The organism is Paenibacillus phytorum (assembly GCF_013141715.1).
Taxonomy (GTDB): Bacteria; Bacillota; Bacilli; order Paenibacillales; family NBRC-103111; genus Paenibacillus_E; species Paenibacillus_E phytorum.
Genome location: NZ_WHOA01000122.1, coordinates 1 through 20,450 on the forward strand (window position 1 = coordinate 1; position 20,450 = coordinate 20,450).

The window sequence follows — 20,450 nt, forward strand, 5'->3', positions numbered from 1 at the left end:
CCTCTAAAAAATCAACTTAAAAATCTTCGACTCCGCTGGCTCCAAGAGAACGCTTAAGTCTCCTGACGACTGATGGGTGGTTTCCTCCCAGAGATCGTGCAGCTCATATGTCGTATTTTGGGGCAGACCCAAACGCTCAATGGATATACGTTTCTCAACCGTTTCATCTTTATTATAGTTAAACACGGCTATAAAGCAGTCATCATCTGCCATTTGGAAAAAAACATCAGCAGAAGCAGCATCGGTATTTCCCTCAAGCGGAATAAAACTTTTACCTGTCTTTGCAATTTTTAGCAGCTCCGGCCGGGTCAACCAGTCCTCTGCCCTAGTTCTTGCTTCCTCTTTGCGGAAATCATCCCCCATGAGAAGAACTGTTCCGGCAATAAGGGAAGCGTTTAAACGACTCCTACCTTCCTGCACCATCGTAGGTTCTTGATTAAAGCTCTTATATAGAACGGTATGGTCAGGATCATTGAACGGATAAATGGTCCCATTCATCCACCATCCGTATGTAAGTGAATTCAACATGTACTCCGTATCCTTCAGTGTACCGAAAGCATCACAAGAGATGCGCCTGCTATGGGCGTATTGATGTGGAAACATCGGCGCGATGGACAAGTTGATAAAGAATGGACGTCCGATGACCATGGGATCAAGTCTATTCTTGATCAACGCCATGCCAAGGTTATACGCTTGAAGCCCTGTACGCACTTCCTTATCGAAGTGCACGCCCTCCAAAGCACCGTGTCCAAGGAAGTCGAGTTTGATGTAATCGAAGCCCCACCTGACAAAACGTTCAAGATGCCACTCCGTCCGCATCAGATTGCCAGGGTGCGTAGGATCAATTGCAAATCCGTCGTCTAAATCGGGTAAAATTTGCCCTTGCTCATCGCGCAGCAAGAGATCTCGGTACGTATACTTGCCGTCCGTGCCTTCCACAACCCGATCGAAATCGTTCCCCCAGAAGGCAAAAGGTGTCCAATAAATGCCGGGCTTTTGTCCATTGTCACGAACGTGGCGCACGGCGTCTTCGAGCTGCTGCTGTGTTAAGTTCGTCCAGAAGGAATCAAAGTTTATATAGACCGTCCCCTGATGATGAAATCCACCATCGTGCAATCTCTTTAGGAAGTCCGACGTATGGGTGTAAAGCTCGTAGTCGAGTTCTCCACCTGCCGCCGACCAGCTATTCCAACCGAAAGGAACACCGTGTTCCCATTGAAGAGGTCGAGCTATCACAGCATTGGCCTTTCCGTATTCCTCCAGTCCGGTTCTGTAATCCGCATACATCCCCACAAAGATACGCGGTGAAGCAATCGTTTTGCCGATCAGCGTACCGTGAGGAATGGTATCGCGCGTATACTCGCCAGCAACTCCACCGTATACCTCCAGATGGTGAATAGCAGCTCCTTCATGTCCGACTACTTTCAGACCTGTTTTCCATGTATCATGGGTAACAGAACCAACAACTAGCCCTTTTCTCGATGCAGGTTCGAAAATAGCCGTTACCTCATAGCTTTCCAGCTGGTTCGGCATGGCGGTTGATTCGTAACGTACCCACTTGTCGTTATCGAAAGGCACCAACAGCGCGCGCAGTTCCTCTGCCGCCATTTCCAAAGCTGATGATCCCTTAGCAGCATCCACTGTCAAAGGAGAAATATAGTTTGTCTCCAATTCTCCCGAGACACCCTCCAGCTCAACCTGAACGAAAAAATATGGCACTTTTTCATATAGCCAAAACGTCTGCGTCATAACCGGAAGCGACTCAGCCGAATGAATCACAGAGAACCGACAGCCGGTGCCGAAATCATCACGGATCATTTGAGCGCCGCTAGCGGCCAGCTTGTGCTCCGAATATTCGGTCGAAGCAACGTATTTGCCTCCATCGATCCGCGCTGCGCTGTAAGCGCCACTCAAGCGGCTTCCGGAATCCCATTCATACTCGATTAATCCGCTCGCGAGATCGACGATAATTCGGCATAACCCATTTTCTCCCACCACTTGGTTATTCAACTCTTGAAAGCTCAATGTCATCTTTATCCGCTCCTCTTCATACCAATAGACATTTAAATGAAGAAGGAAGCCGGATCAGTGCCTCGGCTTCCTGATCTTCATCTTATTTCCAAAGATCCATGCGTTTCTTGTAGTTGTCGTTAATGATTTTCTCCACCTTCTCGTCACCTGCTGCCTTCATATCGGCAAGCATTTTATCGAAAAGAGCGGCTGCATCCGTATCGGTCTTGGAGATGATGACTTTCGTAATCGTTTGGCTCATAATATCTGAAATCTTCTGACTGACGAGCGCATCCGGGGTGCCGCCGGCAGGGCCGAGATTATCATAAGCCGATGTTTCCCACACCGTATCGGACAAATTCTTCAGAGCCATCTGGTCGATCTCTCCACGCTGGTAACGGCCCGGCAAATCATACGGCGTACCGTCGGAGCCTTTACCGTTCTTCACGAACCAAGTCCATTTGCGAATACCTGTTTTCTTCGCGAAGTTATCCCAATCGTCTTTAAAGCCTTGAAGAACTTCCGGACGCGGCGTATGCTTGCCGTCCTTCTTATCCCAGTGCACACCCTCTATCCCCCACATGAGAAGGTATTGACCTTCTTCGCTAGCTAGGAAGTCAATGAGTTTCATCGTTCTTTCTGGATTTTTATTCGTCTTTGTGATCGCAATCGCATCCCAACCAAGCGAGCTTTTTGGCCCTAAAGTCGTTTTTGCCGGGTCAACGCCAGGTCCTACTAGCTTATATGGATAAAGCTGCTTTTCAGGTCCGCCTGCTTTCTTAAGCACACCGTTAGGCGTACCGAAATCCCAATAAGCGCCTGGTGATGCAAATACGAGTCCGTTAGAAATCTTTTGCTCCCACGTTTGCTTCTTGTTGACTGGCCATTCCGGATCAATCAATCCTTCGCGGTACAACTTATTCAAGTACATCAGCATGTCCTTATATTTCGGGTCCTTTACATCGTACTTCAGTGTTCCATTCTCTTCGTAATATGTCTTCATCCCCCACATGCCTTTAAACGTTCCGAGCAAAGCGCCCATATTTTCACCGTTGAAGCTCATCGGGAATACGTCTTTGCCGTCCACTTTGCCAAGCTTTGTTTTGAAATCCTTCAGCAGCGCCTCGAATTCATCTGCCGTGAACGGCTTTCCGCCTTCAGCTTTGTCCGGAGCAATCTGTTTAAGCCAATCCATGCGCATATTTATGCCGAATACAGGCTCATTCTCCGCGCCGTACCAGTTAGAAAGATAGTAGTTTTTCCCGTCGGTAAACCGCGTCTTTTTCAAAGTGTCCCCATACATTTTCTGCACGTTGGGACCGTATTTCGCAATCAGGTCATCCAACGGAATAATCGCCCCTGCGGCGATGTACTTACTAACGATGTCTCCTCCGCGGTCCATTAGCACAAGATCCGGCAAATCGCTGCTGGCGAGCATCAGATTCAGCTTTTCTGAAGGATTGCCCGTTGGCTGCTGAATTTCGATCGTAACGCCCGTCCGTTTCGTAATTTCCTTGGCAACCTCGTTCGTGAAGGCGTCGCCTGTATTTTTATCAAAGAACGTCATTTTAATCGGTGTCGTATCGTTTGCTTTGTTATCGGTTGCAACAGCTGGCTTATCGCTTGGCGAAGCCGTATTTTCTTTTGTAGAGCAACCGGCGATGACGGAACCCATAAGGACCGTTGAAAGCAGCACGTTGAACGTTTTCCTGGTCTTGAACATGGAATAAAATCCCCCTTGACTAATTGTATTGGAAACAGCTGATTACCTTGCTTAATAGGATATCGTCCTATCCTCTGCGGATTGCGCTCCCAACCACCGCCTTTCAAGAATGAGAAAGCTGGATTAGGCTTTAACTGCTCCCACGGTCATGCCTTTCACAAAATACTTCTGCAAGAACGGATACACGATGACAATAGGCACCGTTGCCACGATCGTTGCAGCCATGCGGATCGAATCCGACGATACGGCGAGGCGTTTGGCCGAATCCGCCATCTGTTGCGCATCCGACACCATAGAAGACGTCTGATACTGATTCAAAATTTTGACGAGAACAGCCTGCAGCGTCTTCAATTCAGGCTTGTAGGTGAATACATAGGAATCGAACCAAGAATTCCAATGGCCGATCGCCGTAAACAATCCTATCGTAGCAAGCACCGGAGTCGTCAGCGGCAATACGATCTTGACGAAAATTTGCAGATCGTTCGCGCCGTCCATCTTCGCAGATTCATCTAATTCCCCAGGAAGCTGCTGAATAAATGTGCGTACCAATATCATAAAAAACACATTCATAAGACCTGGCGCGATGTACACCCAGAAGGTATCAATAAGGTGAAGACTCTTTAAGATCATATAGTAGGGGATTAAGCCTCCGCCAAAGTACATCGTGAATATGAAGAAAAGTGTGATGAACTTCCCACCGACCAAATCACGCTTGCTGAGCGGGTAAGAAAGCAGACTGATTACCAGAACAGCTAGTGGCGTGCCGATCAACGTACGTGCAAGAGTCACTTTGACCCCATTAATAATTTCCTGATCGCCTAAAATCTGTGCATAGCTTGTTAAGGAAAACACCCTCGGCCAGAAATAAACGCCGCCCAGGATCGTATCCTCCGCACTGTTTAGAGACAGCACGAGAATATTCCAGAAGGGGTAGAACGTTGCGATAAATACGAGAAGAAGGAACACATAAACGACCCAGGTGAAGACGATATCGCCACTTGATCTTGTTCTCATTCAGACCCACCCTTTCCTATCTTTTCTTATTAGAACAAAGATTGCTGATTCATTCGTTTGGAGAGTGTATTGACGCTGACGACCAGGATGAAAGCAATGACCGATTTGAACAGCCCAACCGCAGCACCATAAGAGAACATGCCGTTCTGCAGTCCGTATCGGTATGTATAGGTATCGATAACGTCCGAATATTTCAAGATGGTGTTGTTTTGCAACAAATACTGCTGATCGAACCCCGCGTTCAAGATACCTCCTACTGACAAAATGGCCAGAATAACGATCGTTGGGCGTAAAGACGGAAGTGTGACGTGAAACATTTGGCGTAAGCGGCTGGCACCGTCAACTCTTGCCGCTTCATATAGTTCGGGATTAATAGCGGAAATTGCAGCCAAATACATGATTGCGTTAAATCCCATATCTTTCCACATATTGGATACAGCAATAATCCCCCAAAAATAATGGCCGTTTTGGAAAAATTGCACCGGTTGCTCCGTGATGTGCATAAGCATCAACAACTTGTTGATCAGCCCCTGCGAGGATAGCAGCGTTATGATGATGTTTGCCGCAATGACCCAAGATATAAAGTGAGGCAAATACGATACCGTTTGTACCACTTTTTTGAATAAGCCGGTCTTCACCTCATTGATCATTAGGGCTAACACAATCGGGGCCGGAAATCCAACCAACAGCGATAAGAAGCTTTGCGCAATCGTATTACGCATGATGATATAAAAATCACCGCTTGTAAAGAAGTACCGAAACCACTCAAAACCGACAAACTTGCTCGTAAAAAACTGGTGGAAAAAGGAACCACCGCCTGGCGAGTAATTGATGAATGCCATGTACAAGCCGAACATCGGACCATAGGAAAATAAGATGGTAGAGATGAAGGCGGGCAGGATCATTAAGTATAAATATTTTTGTCCTTTCATCCTTCTGAGTCGCGCTTCCATATGTATAACCCGCCTTTTCCAGGCTGCGGCGGCTTGTGCCGCTCAGTCACAACCATAATCATTTTGTATATTCTCATTATAGGAATGAGCAGAAAACAATTCTATACAAGCATCTTCAGAATTATATTCCAAATGAACGATCCTTTGGCGGGGTCATTGTTTATTTGAGTTATACGTTTTACAATAAAATGGGTCATATCAGCGTTTGGAAAGGTGGGAGCGCTTTCAATGTACAGCATACTGCTTGTAGATGATGAAAAAATGGAGCTCGAGATGTTGGCCGATTACGTTCGTTGGGGAGACATGGGCATTCGTGTCGCTGGCACGGCGAAGAATGGCAGAGAAGCACTTCTGCGCATGGAAGAGCTTCGTCCTGATATCATATTAACGGACGTCCGTATGCCGATTATGGATGGACTGGAATTCAGCAGACGGGCCAAACAACTCAATCGCAATGTCCAGATCGCATTCCTTAGCGGCCACGATGAGTTTCACTATATCAAAGCGGCACTGTCCGTGGAAGCGATCGGCTATTTATTAAAGCCTCTCGACATGGGGGAGCTCCAGCATTTAATGGAGAAAGTCAAACAGAAGTGCGAGGAATTCCGGATTTCCTCCCAAACCTCGGAAGTACTAAAGGAATCTTATCTGAGAGAGCTGATCTTGGAAAGTAGTCCCATGGTTAGGTCCCAATGGATTGATAAATTGTTACTGCTGCCATCCATGATGCCTTCGAGCGTTTTTTTTCAAATTTTATATATAACAGTTGACCCTATCCGCAATTATGGTGTGGAGCTCGTGACACTTATCCGTCATTTCGCGCAGACGGAAATCCCCCGTTCCTTTCTCTGTCAAATCAAGGAAGGAACATTCGTACTTCTCTGTCACAAGCCTGATACTCCGTCAATAGAGCTTTGCCATACAGGAGAGGAACTGATTCGGTATGTAAACGACAGAAACGACGCGATCATTTCAATCGGTGTATCGGACGTTGCTATGGGCCTCGAAAGCCTATACGAGTTATGTGCAGGCGCCAAACGAGCAAATGAAAGTAAATTTTATTTCGGCTTGGGATCGTGTACAAAGGCCGATCAAGCCGCTGAGCCGGTCTACATAGAGGTGAACCCTGAACCGGCAATTGCATCACTTTGTCATGCCATTTCCCACTTGCAGGAATCTGCAGCTATTACCGTGATTCGAGACTTCTTTGAAGCAATGCGCACCTCGAAGGTCGACAGGGATCTGGTATGTTCAAGCTCTTTACGCCTTATTACGGCCATTGAGCAGCATTTTGCCAATTTACTCGGGGGTGACTCCGTCAATTCGATGTATGTCGACGATTGGAAGCGTATCGCCAATTACTCCACCATAAATGAAATCGAAAATCACATCCTGGAGGTCTGCCATTCCATCCTCTCCCTTATGAAGGAAAAGGACAAGGACAAGAATCTTCATATCATTCATCAAATCGCTAGTCTCATCGACCGCAGCTTCAGCAGACAGTTGACCATCGAGGATATCGCTAAACAGGTGTATTTGTCGCCCAATTACGTGCGAACCATATTTAAGGATAAAACAGGAGAAACAATATTGGAATATTTGACACGTGTGCGGATTCATCATGCTGCTGAACTGCTCAAAGATAAATCCAAAAAAATCCATGAGATTGCTGCATCCGTTGGCTACGAAAACGTCTCCTATTTTTGCTCTGTGTTTCAGAAGTTCAAAGGAACGACACCCAACGAATACCGGAAAAAACTTTTATGATACAAGGACGATTGCCATTGCCACTACGGTTTATAGCCAAAACATTTCTTAATCTCAGTTTGCGCAGCAAGTTATTCGCCGTCTTTTGCATCGTTTCGATCTTACCGTTATTATTTTTCGTAAAATATTCGTATGACACGACCAAACGGGAACTAACGACGCAAATCTATACCAATATGATTACAACGACAGATCAACTTAACGCCAACTTGGAAACGAAGCTAGATTCCTATTCGAAAATATCTGCATCCATTTATTTGGATAATACGCTGCGTCTGCTGCTGACCAAAGATTACACCGAAAACAGTACAGACTACTTGGATTCGTACATTTACTTCAATAATGTGATTAATAATGTACTGGCCACGAATCCCGACATTCGGGCGGTATCCATCTACACAAGCAATACGACATTTCCTGCGGACAGTGTATATATAAAGCGAATTGATGCTGAGGCAAAAACAACCAATTGGTACGAGTCGATCGCCCACTCTTATGGGAATGTGACTTACAGCGTTTCCGCAACTACAGCTGTCACTGAACCCGTATTCAAGCTGGCGCGTTTGCTTAATAACAACAGCCTTAACTATCCTTACGGTATTCTTACGTTCGATATTGCCGAAGCCGACATTTATCGGCTCATGGAAAAGGAAGATAAACAAAAAGACATTTATATCGTTAACGAAAACGGAAATATCTTATCTAACCGCAACAAAGCGCTTCTGAACCAAAATATCGGCACACTGATCCCCGGTACCTTTGGTGAGAAAAACTCAGGAAGCTTCGACAGCATGTACAATGGCGAGAAATCGCTCGTCGTTTACAACACGATCAAGAATGGCTGGAAAACGATTTCCGTCATCCCTTACAAGAGCTTCATTACAAACGCACAAATCGCCTCCAAGCGAATTCTAATCATTGCTTTGAGCAGCATAGCTATCTCCGTTGTTTTGATATATATAACCGCACGGTTCTTCACCAAACGGATCGAATCCCTGCTTCAAGTCATCCGGCGGGTAGAACGGGAAGATTTTAATGTCAACATGAAGTTCATGGGCCATGACGAAATTGGCCAGTTATCATTTGCATTCAAAAAAATGACAGGTCGCCTGAAAGAACTGATCAATGAGGTCTACAAGAAGGAAATTTCGAAGAAAGAAGCGGAAATGAACATGCTGCAAGCCCAAATCAATCCGCACTTTTTATATAATACGTTAGCGTCCATCTCAGCATTGGCCGTTAAACACAAAGATAACACGACTAACGAAATGGTTTCTCACCTTGCCAAGTTTTACCGGATCTCCTTAAATAAAGGAAAAATGATACTGCCCATCAGTGAAGAAATCAAACTCACCAAGTATTACATTGCCATCCAGCAGATCAGGTTTGAGGGACTCCTTCGGCTCCATTATGCGATTGACGATTCCGTACTTGTTTATCAGACGGTCAAGCTGGCGTTACAGCCATTTGTCGAAAATGCCATCAATCATGCCGTTTGGGACGATGAAGTTGGAATTAATATCATTATCAAGGTGTACAAGGATGATCGCGATATTTATCTGGAAGTGATCGACGACGGAATGGGCATGCGAGCTGAAACACTGGAGCGTGCTCTGAATAAAACCGACAACGTCTCGGGGTATGGGATTACCAATGTTGACCAGCGGATCAAATTAGCCTTTGGCGACGAATACGGTGTTACGCTTTATAGTAAGTTCGGCGTCGGAACGAAAGCGCAAATTCGTATTCCGCTGCATGGTATTAGTTCATAATTATGATTTGAAAATAGATGGCTTATGCCGACCTTGGGTGAGAGTAAGGTCGATGCAAATCAGACTGAACCCAAGAGACGAAATGCATATGCTCAGTTGAATGATGTTGTATAAAGTGCAACAATTTCAGTCAATATCCCCCTCACTCCCCTTGAAGTTGTATAATGTACAACAATTTGGACCCAATAAGGCTATTTCGCAACAAATGGGTTCAAATTGTTGTACAAACTACAACTTCAGCTTGCAAAATAGCCTTTTGACGTGTGAATTGTTGTAGAAACTACAACATTGCCTAACCACGATAGCCTACCTACCTTCATGAAGCTGTCCGTCGCCTACCCCCAAAAATTGTAAAAAATAACTCTCCCAACAATGTTAAATACATTAGAGGGGCAGCTTTTTCATGGATACATTGCATCCATCAGGGTAGGCTTACTCTAAGGGGAACGTAGCGACGCTATTTACGTGAAATATGCTCTAATTCAAGAAACGAGGAACGTAGAGACGTTATTCCATTGTTTTTAACTTCGAATTGCACAAATTTCATTAAATAAAGCCTCCTCGTTCCGCTAATTCAATTTTCAGCTCATTTCATCCACTTTAGCGGCTTGTCGTTCCGTTAAGAACAACACTGACTAAAAAGGACCTCCCCCTATTGGCGGAAGTCCTCATGGATACGTGTAACCATCTTCATGGTAGATACCCCTCAGGGTCTATAACCCTTTTGGGACAGCCCTTTGCTTTACGGCTATTTACTGGCATTCTGGATGAAGTAATCAATGTCGGCGATGAGGATCACAGAGAATTCCTTGGTGATCTTTTTGCCAGTTAAAGCTTCCACAAAGAGTCGCAGCGCCTTTAATTGACGGACAGTCGCTTCTTTATTGTTGCTACGAATAATCGTTTCCACTTTGGCAAGCAACTCCTTGCCTTTGTCTGAAATCGTGATCGAACCGTTCGCAACACCGATGTTGATGAGATCAATGAAATGATTGGTATCAATCTGTACCTGAAGCGAATACGTACTCGCCGTTACATTGCCAGCCAGATCCGTCCCGGTTATCTCAATCACATGGTTTCCAACGGCTAAAGCAGCTGGGGCAACTTTGATTGGATTACTCGTGATTTTCTTATCCAGTTGAACGGTGCTATTGCTTATGCCGCTTAACGCATCCGTGATCTGAACAGGCAGGCTCAACGGATCTGTTTGCCAGATTGTTAATGAATCGGTTATTTGGACAACGGGTGCTGTACGATCAATGCCTAAAGTCACTTGCTTGGCATCCTCCACATTACCAGATCGATCCTTCGAACGATAATGAATGCTGTAAACACCTTCCTCGGAAAGCGTCACAGGTCCGTCTACCGTTACCCAATTTCCACCGTTCACCTGATATTCAGTCAATAGGAGGCCGGTGCCTCCCAGTTGATCCGCTGCGTTAAATGTCATAGTGATGTCTTTGTTGGTAAAGGTTCCAGAACCGCTGATCCCATCCAAAACGACGCTCGTCGTAGGAGGAATAGAATCAAGATGAAGCTTAAACAGTTTAGACTCGGCGGGCTTCAGGATTACGTTCAGCTTACCGCTCACCTTATCCTCGGCTCCCGTCCATAAATCCGTTCGTTGATAATTACTGATGCCATTCAATCCCGCACGAGCCAGATCGATGGACTTCGTCGATGAGGAAGCAGCGCTGTAATTGAAAACAGCCACATAATAAGTTCCGTTGTCATTCAGTACGAACGTATCAGCCGCATTTGCTCCCGTGTTCCCTTCGACCGCTTGGAAAGCTTTACCTAGTAAAGTGACTCGGTTAATTGCCTTATTCGTCAACAACTCGTTCATATAGGCTTGAGCGCTCACATTACGAACGTCATCGGAATTCAAGAATACCGTGCCGGAAATAACGGCAGAATTTACACGACTGCGTGCTTCGTCCAAGGAACTTGCCCTCGATAACGCCATATGATCTGGATCTGTGTATGGGTAAATCGTACCATTCTGCCACCAACCATAGGTGAGCGCATTTAGTTCATATTCCGTTTCACTGATTTTGCCGTACACATCACAAGAGATTCGACGGCTGTGTGCATATTGGCTGGGGAATAACGGCGCAATCGATTCGCTAATGAACATGCTGCCGTCAATGACACGGTTCACGTAAGCCATCCCTTGATTATATGCTTGAATACCGGTGGTCACGGTTGGGTCGGCATGCTTCCCTTCCAAAGAACCGTGCGTTAAAAAATCCAATTTGATAAAAGTGAAACCTAAGGTCTTAAATTTGCCCAAATAATAGTCCATTCGTGCCTTCGTGCCCGGATGAGTCGGATCAAGTGCATAGGCGCCGTCCAGAGTAGGCAGGATCTTTCCTGTGCTATCCTTCAAAACAATGTCTCCGTACGTATATTGATTGTTCGTACCCTCGACAGTCTGACTCATATCATTGCCCCAGTAAACGAAGGGTCCCCAATAAATACCAGCTTGCTGACCATTTTCCCGGATTGTTGCCACCGCATTCTGCAGCTGGGTATCCGTTAAATTGTCCCAATAGGAGTCCAAGTTAATGTATAGTGCACCTTTGTTGTTAAAATTATTGTTTTGAAGGTGCGTCTTGAAGTAATTCGACGTATCTATGACATCTTGGTAGGTGAGATTACTGCCGTAAGCCCCCCAACTGTTCCAGCCAACAGGAACTTCTTGGGCAACTGGGCCGCGGATGTTTAAAGGCGGAGTGAGAACGGCATTCGCACGGCCGTATTCCTCGAGACCGGCACGGTAATCCGCGAAGTAACCGACAAACACGGTTGGTGACGTTAATTTAGTACCTGAAATGCTCCCGTGAGGTTCGGCATCGTGCGTTATGTTGGATGATGCTCCGCCATACACCGTGAGATTATTCAATTTGTTATTAAACCCGTTCCAGGAAATGCCCGTCTTCCAAGTATCGTGAGTGACGGAGCCGATCACGATACCATTCCGATTCGCGTTATCATAAATAGCCGTTACTTCATAACCCGTGTTCGAAGTGTTGATCGATTGGGCCTTATACCGAATCCAATTATCATTATCAAATGGGACAAATAACGCTCTGTTATCCGCATAGCTTCCAATATCCACTCCGCCGCTATTGTTTACAACGATAGGAGCCATGTTATTCGTCGTCATGGATGAAGTGTTAACCGCCTCTAACTGTGTAAGGAAGAAGTTCTTTCCTTCATACAAGGTATAAATTTGATGCAGCGCAGGTTTACCGGATGATTCGTTGATAACGGTAAAACGAAGCCCAGTACCGAATGCGTCATGAACCGGGATAATCGCAGCATCCGATAAGGTGTGACTGGTATAACTCTTGCTAGTGACAAGTTCGCCCAATTGTAAGCTGCCGTATACGCCTTTTACAATTTTGGCGTCTTTCCAAGAATAATCCGCCAGACCGCTGTCTGTATGGTACGAAATGGTAGTCTCGCCGTTCGAAAAAGTCGCGCCATACGTATAATGCGTTACAGTGATGGAACCATACTGTTTCGACTCGCCGGGATCGCCGAGGCTGCCCCCAACGTTATCGTCTTCGCCAGGATTCGGTTCAATCTTTGGACCGACCACGATTTTATCCAAATCCGGGGAGTAGCCGTTGCCGTCTGCAAACTGGATCGTATTGCTGCCAGCCACTAAAGCTAAAGGAATAACGTACGTATTCACCGTGTTCCAGTCGGGTGTTTTCGGAAAATCGTACGTTTCAGCGGCTCCACCGTTTACACTGACTTGTACGGAACGAGGATCGCCGGATATATAAGAAACCGTTACTTGATAATTCCCGGTTGATCCCACCTCAACCCCATTAAATTGCAGGGAGCTACCTTGATATAGATTGCCGACTTTTTTGCCTTCGGAACAGCTGCTGCAGTTCGCAATGCTTGCTTTGCCTGCAAGTGTGTTAGCGGATGATTCCGCTTCATAGGTAACGATTTTGGGCGACACAGCGATCCTATCGATATCAGGGGAGTAAGCATTGCCGTCAGACAAGATGATCGTGTTGCTGCCCGCTTTTAAAGAAAGATCGACGTCAAACGTCCCAACTGTGTTCCAATCCGTCGTTTTCGGCAGATCATACAGCTCGGACGCCCCTCCGTTCGCACTCACTTGAACAGACCTAGGATCTCCGGATATATAGTACAGTTTCACCGTGTAGATACCGGGAGCATTCACTTGGATTTGATTGAATTGCAACGAGCTTCCTTGATACAGATTGCCGACTTTCTTGCCTCCTGAACACGTGCCGCAATTGGAGACGGAAGCTTTGCCAGTAAGCATATTTACAGCAGACTCAGCCTCGTAATTTTGTGCAAATGTCGGCTGCGGTTCGCTTCCGCCTCCACCACCGGGAGTTGCTGTGGGCGCTACTACGATCTTATCAATGTCCGGCGAATACCAATTACCATCGTCGAACACGATTGTATTCGTACCGCCATTTAATTGAAGCGTGACATCAAAGGTGCCGACCGTGCTCCAATCAACCGTTTTGGGAAAATCGAAATTTTCCGCACTCCCTCCATTTACACGGATATTCACCGAACGAGGATCGCCGGATATGTAAGAAACCGACACCTTGTAGCTCCCAGCTTCGTTCACGGTAATTCCGTTGAATTGCAGCGAGCTTCCTTGATAGAGGCCGCCTACCTTCTTTCCTCCCGAGCATACGGTGCATTCGGCCACTAATGCGTTACCGCTTAAAACATTAACCGAGGCCTCGGCTTCATAGGTCTGACTATCCGCATACGCGGTTTGAACGCCAATACCCGCGTTGGTTGGGACCGTCAAAAACAAAAGCATGAACAAAGCTACCCATTTCGCAATCCTTTCTCGCATAAAATCTCTCCTTGTACAATGTAATTACATTCATGTCCATTATAGGAATGAAATCAAAGAGATCTCTACACGATTATTTTCAGAAATATAACGATAATTAACGGTCTTTGTAATTTGCTAGCAAAAAACCCACAGCAACGGGCTGAGGGTCTAAGTTTTGAGTCAATCAGGAAAATGTTCAAGAAGTTCTTGCTTGAAAAATTGGTAAAGCTTTGAGCTTGCCTGTTTCAACGGATATTCCGAAGGCTTGGAGAGAAGGCCGAAAGTCATGTCTATAAGACTGCCGCTCATAGGCCGTATCGTCGTTCCTGTAGGAACTGGTTTCAAAACAATCTCTGGCACAAGGGCAATACCTAAACCGCTTTCGACATAATATTTCAAAGCTGTCATACTGCCAATCTCCATAGTATCTATTGGAATGTTCCCCGATTCCTGCAAAACCATCTCAAGTTTTCTGCGGTAAGGACAGGTTGCTGACGTGATAAGCAGACGATGTCCCGGAATATCCTCCGGCGCGATAACAGCTTTTTGGGCAAGCGGATGGTTCTCCGTCATCAAGACCACAAACTTTTCCTTAAATAAAGGTTCAAAATAGAGATCGGAACCCAGATCCGGTGCCGAACAAAGAGCCAAATCGATATCCCCTTTGAGAAGCCGCTCGCTCAATGTTGGCGTGTTTGCAAATTCCACAGAGATACGGATTTTCGGAAATTGTGATAAAAACCTCTCTAAGATACCAGGTAATCGATAACTGGCAGTTGGCTCCGTCACCCCTAAACGGATATTCCCCGTTTCGCCTAATCGCAAATCCGACAAGTTCGTTTGTAATTGCTCTATATTCTTTACAATTTGCAAACTCTGTTCATAGAACAGTCTCCCGGCTTCTGTTAACTTGATTTTTTTTCCGCGTTCGATAAGCTGAACTCCCAAGTCGGATTCAAGCTTTTGAATTTGCATCGTAACGGTCGATTGCACATAATTCATTTCATCAGCTGCGCGGATAAAACTACCGTACTTTACAATCATTTGAAACGTTTTTAATGTTTTAAGATCCATCGTAGTCCCCCTTGCGACCAAGTTCAATTTTTTTGAACATATCGATCAATTACTTCAATTATACAAATTCGAAATAGCAATATACAATCATTTATATCAAAGTGCAGCAAAAGGAGATGGCTACATATGGAATTAAAAGACAAAGTGGCTCTTGTTACTGGAGGAGGTACAGGGATCGGAAGGGCTACTTGCCTAGCACTTGCTGAGCGTGGGGCAACTGTCGCGGTGAACTATTCGCGGTCTAAAGACGATGCGGAAGAAACAGCACAAATCATCCGTACAAAAGGTGGCCGCGCAATAGCCATACAAGCCGATGTTTCTCAAGACAAAGAAGTCAGTAAAATGGTAGATACATTGGTTCAACAATTTGGGACAATTGATTTGCTTGTGAATAATGCCAGCATTACACGGCATATCCCGTTTGATGATCTGGAAGCGGCAACAGAAGAAGTATGGGATGAACTTTATGATGTTAATGTCAAAGGTATGTATTTCTGCGCTAGAGCTGTTGCCCCCTTCATGAAAATGAATAAACAAGGAGCGATAGTCAATCTCGGCAGTATAGCGGGACAAACAGGATTAGGCTCCTCACTTCCATACGCCGTATCCAAAGCGGCAGTTCACGGTCTTACGAAATCGTTAGCACGCGCCTTAGCTCCAGATATTAAAGTCAACTGCGTTGCACCGGGAGCCGTCGCTACAAGATGGTGGACTGGAAGAGAAGAACAAATGAACAAGTTAGCTCCTAATCTTCTGCTGCAGCGCATTTCCGCACCTGAAGATATTGCTAAATTTATCTGTGCAGCCTTGGAACAAGAAGCAATGACAGGTCAAATCATTACTGTGGATAGTGGACAAACGTTATAATCAAATTAAAAACAAGGAGTAGCTGCAACGGCAGTCTGCTCCTTGTTCAAAAAACTACTAGTAACCAGTCGATACTTATCCGTTTTTTACGTCCTCCATCTTGCCCATGATCACCCCGCCAGCAGAGGGACTTTTTTTCCTGAGGAAAAATGTGAGTGGTACCGCTATGACAACAAGTATCGTGCCGATTATAAACACGTCCTTTATGCTAAGGGAGAGTGCGCGCGAAGCCGCTTGGCTATCATTAGCTCCTGATTGTCCCATATAACTAAGAGTTCTGGAAGAAAGAATGGTGCTGAAAAGGCTCACAGAAAGCGCAGCGGTTCCTTGACGGATCCAATTCATGAGTGCCGACGCTTGACCTGACATTTGCGATGGAATAGCGGACATGCCGGCATTTGTTACAGGCATATTGCTCATAGCGATTCCAACGTAACGAATGGCAATCCAGGTAACGATGAAGATTGTACTAGAAGTCATGCTTAATAGGGACATAGCCCACGTAGCCACAGCCATCAGTATAACGCCAGACAGGACCAAGCGGAATGGCCCCACCTTGCTATATACTTTCCCCACCAGTGAAGAAACAAGCACCATCGCCAGTGTTCCCGGCAGCATGACAAGCCCGGTGTGCAGTGTGGATTCATGTTGAATTTTTTGCAGGTAAATGGGGATAAGGAAAGTTCCTGCATATAGCGAAATTGTAATGGTGCAATTCAAAATTAGACTGTACGTAAAACGCGGTATTTTGAATAAGCGCAAATTAAGCAGCGGTTCGTTTGAGTTAAGCGACCGCATAACAAAGTAAGCAATCATGATAATGCCCACAAGCATAAGCAACATCGTTTTCCATGATGTCCACCCCCAGCTATGACTTTGACTAAAGGATGTAAGCAGCGAGCTCGTTCCGATGATGACTGTTATGAATCCGATGAAGTCCAAGGATAAACCTTTCCCCAGCCGATAGTACGGAATAAATCGCTGTGTGACGATCATTGCTACGATTCCGATCGGAATGTTCATGAGGAATAGAGCTTTCCAGCCATAAAATTCCGTTAACCAGCCTCCGAGCGTAGGGCCGAATGCAGGTGCCAGCATCGCAGAAACGGTCCAAAGACTGATCGCGCTGGCTTGCTTCTCTTTGGGAATTACCTGATAAATAATTGTCATCGTTGTGGGCATAATAATGCCGCTAAAGAGCCCCTGAAGAATTCGAAAAGCGATAAGCGATTCCATACTCCATGAGAAAATGCAAAGTAAGGAGGTTAACATAAATCCACCTAACGCGTACACATACAACCGTTTGTAGCTTAATTTATCCCCGATGAATCCAATAACAGGAGCAATAACACCTGTTGCCAGCATAAATCCGGACATCATCCATTGAACGGTATTCAGCGGAGCATTAAAATCGTCCATGAAAACGGGCAAAGCGACATTAATGGAAGTCGTGCTCAAAGTCGCCATGAAATTCCCAAAAAATACAGCAAAAACAATACGCCAGAATGGTTTCTGTATTGAGTCTCTACTCTCCACTTCTTTTCCTCCAACTTGCCGCTGTACGTTCTATCCTTTCCTTTGGCATCCTTATAAAATGGACTGGAAGGAATGCCGAATAACATCCCCCCTGCTAATTATTCCGACAAGAACGCCTTGGTTTAGAACCGGCAGTTTTTTAATTCGTTTTTTACCCAATATGGCAGCAATTTGTTCAATATCCTCATCCGAATCTACGGTAAATACCTTCTTTCGGGCGATTTTCATCACATTCAAAGGAAGCAAGCTCTGAACTCTTTCGTGGAACTCTTGATTGTCTCCCTTGATGACAGCCGTGTAGAAATAAGAACCGAAGACATGGTCGTCATGCTTGCCGATAAAACGCATAATATCCCCATCACTAATGTAAGCAACCACTTCATTCCGATCGTTAACAACGGGAAGCCCACTGATTCTGTGCTTAATAAATTTTTCAATCACGTCGCGTACAGAATCGCCTTCCTTTACTTTGTAGACTTGACGAACCATGATTTCATTTGCCTTAATGACGGTTCCCCTCCAGTTTAGAAATTGCCTTCTGTTCAAATAAGTTGTATGATGAAACTATATACTTGCATTATACAACTATGTGATGCGAAGTCAATCCATATTCAGTCCGTATGTTCGAAGATATTCAAAACATACCGGGTATGTTACGATAAAAGTAATGAAGTTGTATAAAGAAATTAAAGACGAGGTAACCTATGACGAAACATCCAGCCGAAACCATTGAGCTTGAATTAGCCATTCTTATGCGCCGATTTATGGCCGCAACTACCAATAAAAAAGTTGGAAATCTTGATCGTTCTGCCTATCTTTTACTTCATCAAATCTCTTCACACGGATCTGCAGGTGTCAAAGCCTTGGCAGAGGAATTTCATCTGGATATCTCGACAATCAGCCGACAATCGGCCGCTTTGGAACAAAAAGGCTATGTATACCGGATTCTAGATCCTCAGGATGGACGTGCCTATTCCCTACAAATCACGGAAAGCGGGGCCAAAGAACTGGCTTCAAACAAACAGGCGCGATTCGAACGAGTAGCGGAGCTATTGCAGGACTGGTCTTTGGAAGATCAGCAAATGTTCGGAGAACTTCTGAGTAAGTTTAACCGCACTTTTATATAGCTCCTCCCATAGTTCCACCCTCATTGGATTCACGCTAATTTGCTTTGCAGACTTTTGTGTGATAAGATACATCTTATAAACAGTTTTCACATGAATTCACATATTGAAAAGGTGATCATTTGTGTAATGGTACCTTTTTCAATGTGTGATTTTTTTGTTAAAAAAACATGTTAATAACTATTTGGAGGTAATTTATTATGGAAACAGGAACAGTAAAATGGTTTAACGCAGAAAAAGGTTTTGGGTTTATCGAAGTAGAGGGCGGAAATGACGTATTCGTACATTTCTCCGCGATTCAAGGCGATGGTTTCAAATCACTAGACGAAGGTCAACGTGTTGAATTCAACGTAGCTCAAGGCAACCGCGGACCACAAGCCGAGAATGTTGTAAAACTGTAATACACAGACACAGTAAACTGTCCTTAACACGTGTTAAGGGCAGTTTTTTTAATCTAAGGAGGATAAACTATGTATTTTCGAAGAAAATCGTTAGAGGATCTCCCTCAAGAAAACACTACAATCTGGGCTTGCAAGAAAGAAGATTGTAAGGGTTGGATTCGAGACAATTTTGCGTTTGAATACGTTCCAACTTGCCACCTTTGCCATTCACCCATGATTAGTAGCGTGAAGATGCTTCCTCTGCTTGCCAACTCCAACATAGATATGAAGTCCCTAAATAAAGGCAGACAGATCTCGTAGGGGGAACCATATTGATTACGGTGCATACAAAAAAAGCTGGTTTCTGTTACGTACAGGAACCAGCTTTTTCGTTGTTTTATGAGACCCGTTGTTATTCCACGTTATGATACACCTGCTGCACATCCTCTAAATCTTCCAAAGCATCAATCAATTTATCGAATTGGGCTTGGCCTTCTTCTGATAAAGTGATGCTGTTTTGAGCTAACATCGTCAGTTCAGCAATGGCAAACTCCGTGATTCCAGCCTTTTTGAATGATTCTTGAACAGCATGGAACTGCTCCGGGTCAGCGTAAACCATAACCATTTCATCTTCTTCAGTAATGTCACGAACGTCTACATCCGCTTCCAGCAAAATTTCCATGATGTCATCGATGCTCTTGCCTTCAATACCGATGACAGCAGTGGCATCGAACATGTAAGCGACTGAGCCGTTTACGCCCATATTACCGCCATTTTTACTAAATGCTGCACGTACGCTTGAAGCAGTACGGTTCACGTTATTCGTGAGTGCGTCCACAATGACCATCGCACCGTTTGGTCCGAAGCCCTCATAACGAAGCTCCTCATAAATTTCATCTGAGCTGCCTTTTGCTTTATCGATAGCACGATCAATAATTGCTTTCGGCACATTATAAGTTTTTGCCCGTTCGAGGACAACTTTCAAAGCACGATTCGCTTCAGGATCCGGTTCACCCTTCCGAGCGGCTACATAAATTTCTAGGCCGAACTTAGCGTAAATTCGACTTGTATTTGCGTCTTTAGAGGCTTTCTTCTCTTTAATGTTATTCCACTTACGGCCCACGATTGATCCCACTTTCTATTTTTATTTCATTAATATAATAACCGATTTTCATTCTAAATGGAAAAAAAGTTGCATTCGTATTCCTGAGCTCATGTTTTTCGTTGTTGAAAATCATTTATGAGCTAATCACAACAGACGTGTAGGACGGTCTGCCACAGACTGTTGAGAAGTCGATTTTCGGCTTCTCAGGCTCTACCGACGAGCTTCGGCTCGCGGAACCATAAGGAAAGGGCTATCCCCGACCGATTCCATTCG

15 protein-coding genes are annotated in these 20,450 nt (G+C 45.0%); 6 read left to right on the forward strand and 9 right to left on the reverse strand.

The annotated features are described in order from the left end of the window. Positions 1 to 3: 3 nt before the first annotated feature. The 4 genes from GC098_RS17935 to GC098_RS17950 all read right to left on the reverse strand — a co-directional run bounded on the left by GC098_RS17935 (position 4) and on the right by GC098_RS17950 (position 5,679). Complete coding sequence (locus tag GC098_RS17935) at positions 4 to 2,031, reverse strand: alpha-galactosidase (RefSeq protein WP_171644519.1); 2,028 nt, start codon at positions 2,029 to 2,031, stop codon at positions 4 to 6. An 82-nt stretch (positions 2,032 to 2,113) separates the two neighbouring features. Beyond that, positions 2,114 to 3,733 (reverse strand): extracellular solute-binding protein, encoded by a 1,620-nt coding sequence (locus GC098_RS17940; RefSeq protein WP_171644521.1) that lies wholly within the window; start codon positions 3,731 to 3,733, stop codon positions 2,114 to 2,116. Between the two features lie 123 nt (positions 3,734 to 3,856). Next, entirely contained in the window at positions 3,857 to 4,747 is an 891-nt protein-coding gene (locus GC098_RS17945; RefSeq protein WP_171644522.1) for a carbohydrate ABC transporter permease, read from the reverse strand. Positions 4,748 to 4,776: 29 nt separating this feature from the next. After that, positions 4,777 to 5,679: an ABC transporter permease gene (locus GC098_RS17950; RefSeq protein ID WP_312880186.1), complete on the reverse strand. Its 903-nt coding sequence runs from the start codon at positions 5,677 to 5,679 to the stop codon at positions 4,777 to 4,779. Between the two features lie 249 nt (positions 5,680 to 5,928). Here GC098_RS17950 and GC098_RS17955 point away from each other — a divergent pair, with 249 nt between their 5' ends. Both GC098_RS17955 and GC098_RS17960 read left to right on the forward strand, forming a co-directional pair. After that, positions 5,929 to 7,467: a response regulator transcription factor gene (locus GC098_RS17955; protein ID WP_171644526.1), complete on the forward strand. Its 1,539-nt coding sequence runs from the start codon at positions 5,929 to 5,931 to the stop codon at positions 7,465 to 7,467. A gap of 17 nt (positions 7,468 to 7,484) precedes the next feature. Continuing rightward, the gene (locus tag GC098_RS17960; RefSeq protein ID WP_171644528.1) at positions 7,485 to 9,239 is read left to right on the forward strand and encodes a sensor histidine kinase; all 1,755 of its coding nucleotides are present in this window, start codon (positions 7,485 to 7,487) and stop codon (positions 9,237 to 9,239) included. Between the two features lie 748 nt (positions 9,240 to 9,987). On the opposite strand, the gene GC098_RS17965 is transcribed toward GC098_RS17960, so the two are convergent. Beyond that, positions 9,988 to 14,109, reverse strand: a complete 4,122-nt coding sequence (locus GC098_RS17965; protein WP_171644530.1) for an OmpL47-type beta-barrel domain-containing protein — start codon at positions 14,107 to 14,109, stop codon at positions 9,988 to 9,990. A 162-nt stretch (positions 14,110 to 14,271) separates the two neighbouring features. Then, positions 14,272 to 15,165, reverse strand: a complete 894-nt coding sequence (locus GC098_RS17970; RefSeq protein WP_171644531.1) for a LysR family transcriptional regulator — start codon at positions 15,163 to 15,165, stop codon at positions 14,272 to 14,274. A gap of 126 nt (positions 15,166 to 15,291) precedes the next feature. On the opposite strand from GC098_RS17970, the gene GC098_RS17975 reads away from it, so the two are divergent. Further along, complete coding sequence (locus GC098_RS17975) at positions 15,292 to 16,032, forward strand: SDR family NAD(P)-dependent oxidoreductase (protein WP_171644532.1); 741 nt, start codon at positions 15,292 to 15,294, stop codon at positions 16,030 to 16,032. A gap of 75 nt (positions 16,033 to 16,107) precedes the next feature. Here the strand turns inward: GC098_RS17975 and GC098_RS17980 are convergent, their stop codons facing one another. Then, the gene (locus GC098_RS17980) at positions 16,108 to 17,568 is read right to left on the reverse strand and encodes an MDR family MFS transporter (RefSeq protein WP_312880188.1); all 1,461 of its coding nucleotides are present in this window, start codon (positions 17,566 to 17,568) and stop codon (positions 16,108 to 16,110) included. 51 nt (positions 17,569 to 17,619) lie between these two features. Beyond that, positions 17,620 to 18,075 carry a CBS domain-containing protein gene (locus GC098_RS17985; protein WP_171644599.1) on the reverse strand — a complete coding sequence of 152 codons (456 nt, stop codon included), beginning with the start codon at positions 18,073 to 18,075 and terminating at the stop codon, positions 17,620 to 17,622. Between the two features lie 197 nt (positions 18,076 to 18,272). Here GC098_RS17985 and GC098_RS17990 point away from each other — a divergent pair, with 197 nt between their 5' ends. The 3 genes from GC098_RS17990 (at position 18,273) to GC098_RS18000 (ending at position 19,393) form a co-directional block, all read left to right on the forward strand. Then, the gene (locus GC098_RS17990) at positions 18,273 to 18,695 is read left to right on the forward strand and encodes a MarR family winged helix-turn-helix transcriptional regulator (protein ID WP_171644534.1); all 423 of its coding nucleotides are present in this window, start codon (positions 18,273 to 18,275) and stop codon (positions 18,693 to 18,695) included. Positions 18,696 to 18,892: 197 nt separating this feature from the next. Beyond that, on the forward strand, positions 18,893 to 19,093 hold the full coding sequence (locus GC098_RS17995; RefSeq protein WP_028553508.1) for a cold-shock protein: 201 nt from the start codon (positions 18,893 to 18,895) through the stop codon (positions 19,091 to 19,093). A 69-nt stretch (positions 19,094 to 19,162) separates the two neighbouring features. Further along, positions 19,163 to 19,393 (forward strand): cold-shock protein, encoded by a 231-nt coding sequence (locus GC098_RS18000; protein ID WP_171644535.1) that lies wholly within the window; start codon positions 19,163 to 19,165, stop codon positions 19,391 to 19,393. Positions 19,394 to 19,484: 91 nt separating this feature from the next. Here GC098_RS18000 and GC098_RS18005 read toward each other — a convergent pair whose 3' ends face one another. Continuing rightward, the gene (locus GC098_RS18005; protein WP_171644537.1) at positions 19,485 to 20,195 is read right to left on the reverse strand and encodes a YebC/PmpR family DNA-binding transcriptional regulator; all 711 of its coding nucleotides are present in this window, start codon (positions 20,193 to 20,195) and stop codon (positions 19,485 to 19,487) included. Between the last annotated feature and the right edge of the window lie 255 nt (positions 20,196 to 20,450).